Source organism: Paenibacillus sp. TAF43_2 (assembly GCF_052113545.1).
Classification (GTDB): domain Bacteria; phylum Bacillota; class Bacilli; order Paenibacillales; family Paenibacillaceae; genus Pristimantibacillus.
In genome coordinates this window covers 1-4,129 of record NZ_JBFRDK010000305.1, presented here as the reverse complement: position 1 = coordinate 4,129, position 4,129 = coordinate 1, and the positions used below count along the sequence as shown (strand labels likewise).

General features: G+C 40.5%; 4 protein-coding genes. All 4 read left to right on the top strand.

Going from position 1 to position 4,129, the window contains the following annotated elements; all coding sequences use genetic code 11:
* Positions 1–548 (top strand): CpsD/CapB family tyrosine-protein kinase (locus AB4Z17_RS32575; protein ID WP_441964493.1); only part of this gene is annotated, 548 nt, incomplete at its 5' end.
* Between the two features lie 41 nt (positions 549–589).
* Complete coding sequence (locus AB4Z17_RS32570; protein WP_441964491.1) at positions 590–2,413, top strand: polysaccharide biosynthesis protein; 1,824 nt, start codon at positions 590–592, stop codon at positions 2,411–2,413.
* Between the two features lie 32 nt (positions 2,414–2,445).
* Positions 2,446–3,081, top strand: coding sequence for a hypothetical protein (locus AB4Z17_RS32565; RefSeq protein WP_441964489.1), 636 nt, complete (start codon positions 2,446–2,448; stop codon positions 3,079–3,081).
* 48 nt (positions 3,082–3,129) lie between these two features.
* Positions 3,130–4,011, top strand: a complete 882-nt coding sequence (gene galU, locus AB4Z17_RS32560; protein ID WP_441964487.1) for a UTP--glucose-1-phosphate uridylyltransferase GalU — start codon at positions 3,130–3,132, stop codon at positions 4,009–4,011.
* The last annotated feature ends 118 nt before the right edge of the window (positions 4,012–4,129 follow it).

The window sequence follows — 4,129 nt, the reverse complement described above, 5'->3', positions numbered from 1 at the left end:
GCCCTGGTGAGGGGAAGTCGACAACGATAACGAATCTGGCTGTCACTAACGCGCAAACAGAGAAGAAAGTTGTTCTTATTGATGCCGATCTTCGTAAGCCTACTGCCCATCATACATTTTCTATCTCTAATCGTTATGGGTTGTCGTCTATTATTTCACAGCAGTGCTCGCTCGAGGAAGGAATACAAGTTACAGACATTCCTAATCTAGATGTAATTACATCAGGCGCCATACCGCCAAACCCGGCAGAGATGATGGGTTCAAAGCGGATGACGGCAACAATTGAGCAGCTTAGACAAATGTATGACATTGTGCTCATTGATACGCCGCCGCTGCTTGCAGTAACCGATGCACAAATTGTAGCAACGAAGAGTGATGGTGTAATTCTTGTTGTTGATCAAGGAAAAGTTAAACGGGATATTGCTAGCAAAGCTGTAAAAAACCTTGAGAGTGTAAATGCACGTATCTTGGGAGTAGTGCTGAATAATGTGAAGCGTAAGGCAAATGAAGAGGCTTACTACTATTATTATGGTGTTCAAGAGAAATGAAAAAATGCAAGTAGATGTCTTTTGGCGGAGGGATGAGTTAGTTGAGTAATAGAAATAGAATGCTGGTCATACTGGTGGTAGATATTTGTATTATATGGATAGCGATTGGGGTATCCTATCTCTTTCGTTTTAACGGAAACATCCCTCCCATCTACGTGAGACAAATGCTTGAATTCGCATGTTTAACCACCATTATATGCGGCAGCAGCTTAGCCTTTTTTCGAATGTACAGACGAATGTGGCAATATGCCAGTATTGGTGAAATTATTGAGCTAGCCAAAGCTATAGTTATTGGACTTGTTTTATCGTACGGAGCAACCTATGCATTAAATGGGGAACGAGTCCCTATCTCCATTAGCTCTCGAACACTTGAACTTATGCTCCTATTAATGGGAGGCTCACGGTTCCTCTGGCGCTTAATCCGAGTAAATAGAACCAAAAAGACCGCTTTGACAAACAATGTACTTGTTGTTGGCGCTGGAGATTGTGGGGCGTTAATTGCAAAGGAAATCATGACAAGCAACAGCTTTTTAGGCAATCGTATCGTAGGGTTTATTGATGATGATCCACATAAACGCAATATGCAGGTAGTCGGTTTATCAGTTCTGGGTACTAGGGTGAACATTGAAGAGATTGTACATAAACATCACATCCATGACATTATTATCGCGATGCCGTCTGCAAAGCGAGTGCATATAACCGAAATTATTAATATTTGTAAGCTGACTGGAGCAAAGGTCAAGATTATTCCTTCTATTAATGATTTTATCAAAGGCCGCCTCGCGGTTAAGGCTTTGCGCAATGTTGAAGTAGAAGACTTGCTGGGTAGAGAACCTGTTATGACAGACCTAGAGGGTATTGCAAATTATGTGTCAGATAAAGTTGTTCTTGTGACAGGTGCTGGCGGATCGATTGGTTCCGAGTTATGCAGGCAGATATCTTCATTTAATCCTAAAACCTTGCTTCTGCTTGGACACGGCGAGAACAGTATCTATACGATTGAAATGGAGCTTAAGACGAAGTTCCCTAATGTACATTTGGAAACGGTTATTGCGGATATTCAAGATCGAAGCCGTTTAGATGATGTATTTCGTAGGTTTAGGCCGCAAGTTGTGTTCCATGCAGCAGCCCATAAGCATGTGCCGCTTATGGAACGAAATCCATCGGAGGCAGTTAAGAACAACGTATTCGGTACGAGAAACGTGGCTGATTGCGCGGATAAATATAAAGCAGAACGGTTCGTCATGATCTCCTCCGACAAAGCCGTTAATCCTTCCAGCATTATGGGTGCGACCAAGAGAATTGCAGAGATGTACATACAGAGTATTAATACAATAAGTGAGACCCAGTTCGTGGCAGTACGTTTCGGAAATGTACTAGGAAGCCGTGGTAGCGTTATTCCAAGGTTCAAGCAGCAAATTGCTGCAGGCGGTCCGGTTACTGTTACACATCCCGACATGGTCAGATATTTCATGACGATTCCTGAAGCAGTACAGCTCGTTATTCAAGCGGGATCATTTGCCAAAGGTGGAGAAATCTTTGTCTTAGATATGGGAGAGCCCGTACGAATTCTTGATCTAGCGCAAGACCTCATTCGATTGTCAGGTTACGAGCCGAACATAGATATCGAAATAAACTTTAGCGGTATGCGCGAAGGCGAGAAGCTGTTCGAGGAGCTGCTAACCGATGAAGAAGCTGTAACTTCTACACAACATGAGCGGATTTACATAGGCAAGCCAACACAAATCAATAGAGTAGAACTCGAGCTTCAATTCAAACGAATTGAGAAAGCTATTGGAGATAATCAAACGACAATTAAAGATGTTATCGAGCATCTTGTTCCTTTTTATTCACATGTATCTTAGCAGACAGATTACCATAACGGAGGAGATTACACATGCGTAAGAAAAAGTGGAAGAAGATATTAATTTGGGTCGCATCAATCATTGTCATACTGGGAGTAGGGGGCTTATTTGCAGCTAATTATGCTGTGGATAAGCTTATTTCTACGTTGGCTGCTGACCTTGAGGGTGATTTGTTGAATGAAGTGACAACACCGGAGACGAAGACAGATGAGCAGGGTACGGATACGACGGGGAAGGATGATCCTTCTTCAACAGTTGATGATGATGAAACGATAGATAGTTCAAATGGAACTAAAGAAAAGCCAACGACAGATAATACAAAGAATAGTGGATCTAATGATTCAAACGTATCTAAAGAAGAAGATAAGCCTAAAGACGGCTATAGCGGCGAGGTTTCTATAGACAAAGCTAAAGAGCTTCAGGAAAAAATAACGGTATCTGAAAAAGCGAAGGTCTCATCCGTTTTGCTTAAAGAGCTTAGTATGTCTGATATTAAAGAGCTACAAGCTTTGGCGAGCGGTGGAATGAATCTAGAAGAAAAGAAAAAGGCACGGAGCATTATTCTCGATAAATTATCAGCTGAGCAATATGATGAGTTGATTCAGGTAGCTAAGAAGTATGGGTTGAGTCAAGGGAAGTCTTATGATGAGGTTATAAAAGAAAAATAATTAAGAACTGATTATAGACGAAGAACGGTTATATAGGAGGGAAACTATTTGAAGGTTCGGAAAGCTATCATACCTGCAGCTGGTCTTGGAACAAGGTTTTTGCCTGCGACTAAGGCTATGCCTAAAGAGATGTTGCCGATCGTCGATAAGCCTACTATTCAATATATTGTAGAAGAAGCGATAGAGTCAGGAATCGAAGATATTATAATTGTCACGGGTAAAGGCAAAAGAGCAATAGAAGATCATTTTGATAACTCATTTGAATTAGAGCAGAATTTATTCGAAAAAGGGAAGTTTGAACTGTTAAACGAAGTGCAGAAGTCTTCAAAGATGGTAGATATACATTATATTCGTCAGAAAGAGGCGAGAGGGCTTGGACATGCAATTTGGTGTGCAAGGAAGTTTATTGGAAATGAACCATTTGCAGTGTTGCTGGGTGATGATATCGTGCAAGCTGAAAAACCTTGTTTGAAACAGTTGATTGAGCAGTATGACCGGTATAAGTCATCGATTATAGGTGTGCAGAGTGTTCCGATGGACGAAGTATCTAGATATGGAATTATAGACGGCAAAGAGATCCATGATCGCCTTTATAGTGTGAATAATTTAGTAGAGAAGCCTAAGAAGGAAGAAGCACCTTCAAATGTTGCAATAATGGGACGCTATATTCTAAGTTCAAGGATTTTTCGCATTCTTGAGAATCAAAAACCAGGTGCTGGTGGAGAGGTTCAATTAACAGATGCCATTGCGGAATTGAATCGAGTAGAAGCGGTGTATGCTTATGACTTTGAAGGTGTAAGATATGATGTCGGTGAGAAGCTCGGGTTTATTAAAACAACGATTGAAATGGCGCTGCAAAATAATGAATTGAAATTTGAATTATTCGCTTTTTTAGAGGAAGTTATTGGAAAAAATAAAATAGAAAAATAGGTAACGTAGGTTCTATTTCATTTAAAAAATATTATACAGATAAGATGCTGCTTTTGTAGTGATTAGATAGTTTGATAGGAAAATCATAAGCAAATAAGCTGACTAGGAGGTTCAATAC

Excerpts from the sequence above, each read along its gene's own strand:
- AB4Z17_RS32565 (WP_441964489.1), top strand. The coding sequence starts at position 2,446 with ATGCGTAAGAAAAAGTGGAAGAAGATATTAATTTGGGTCGCATCAATC.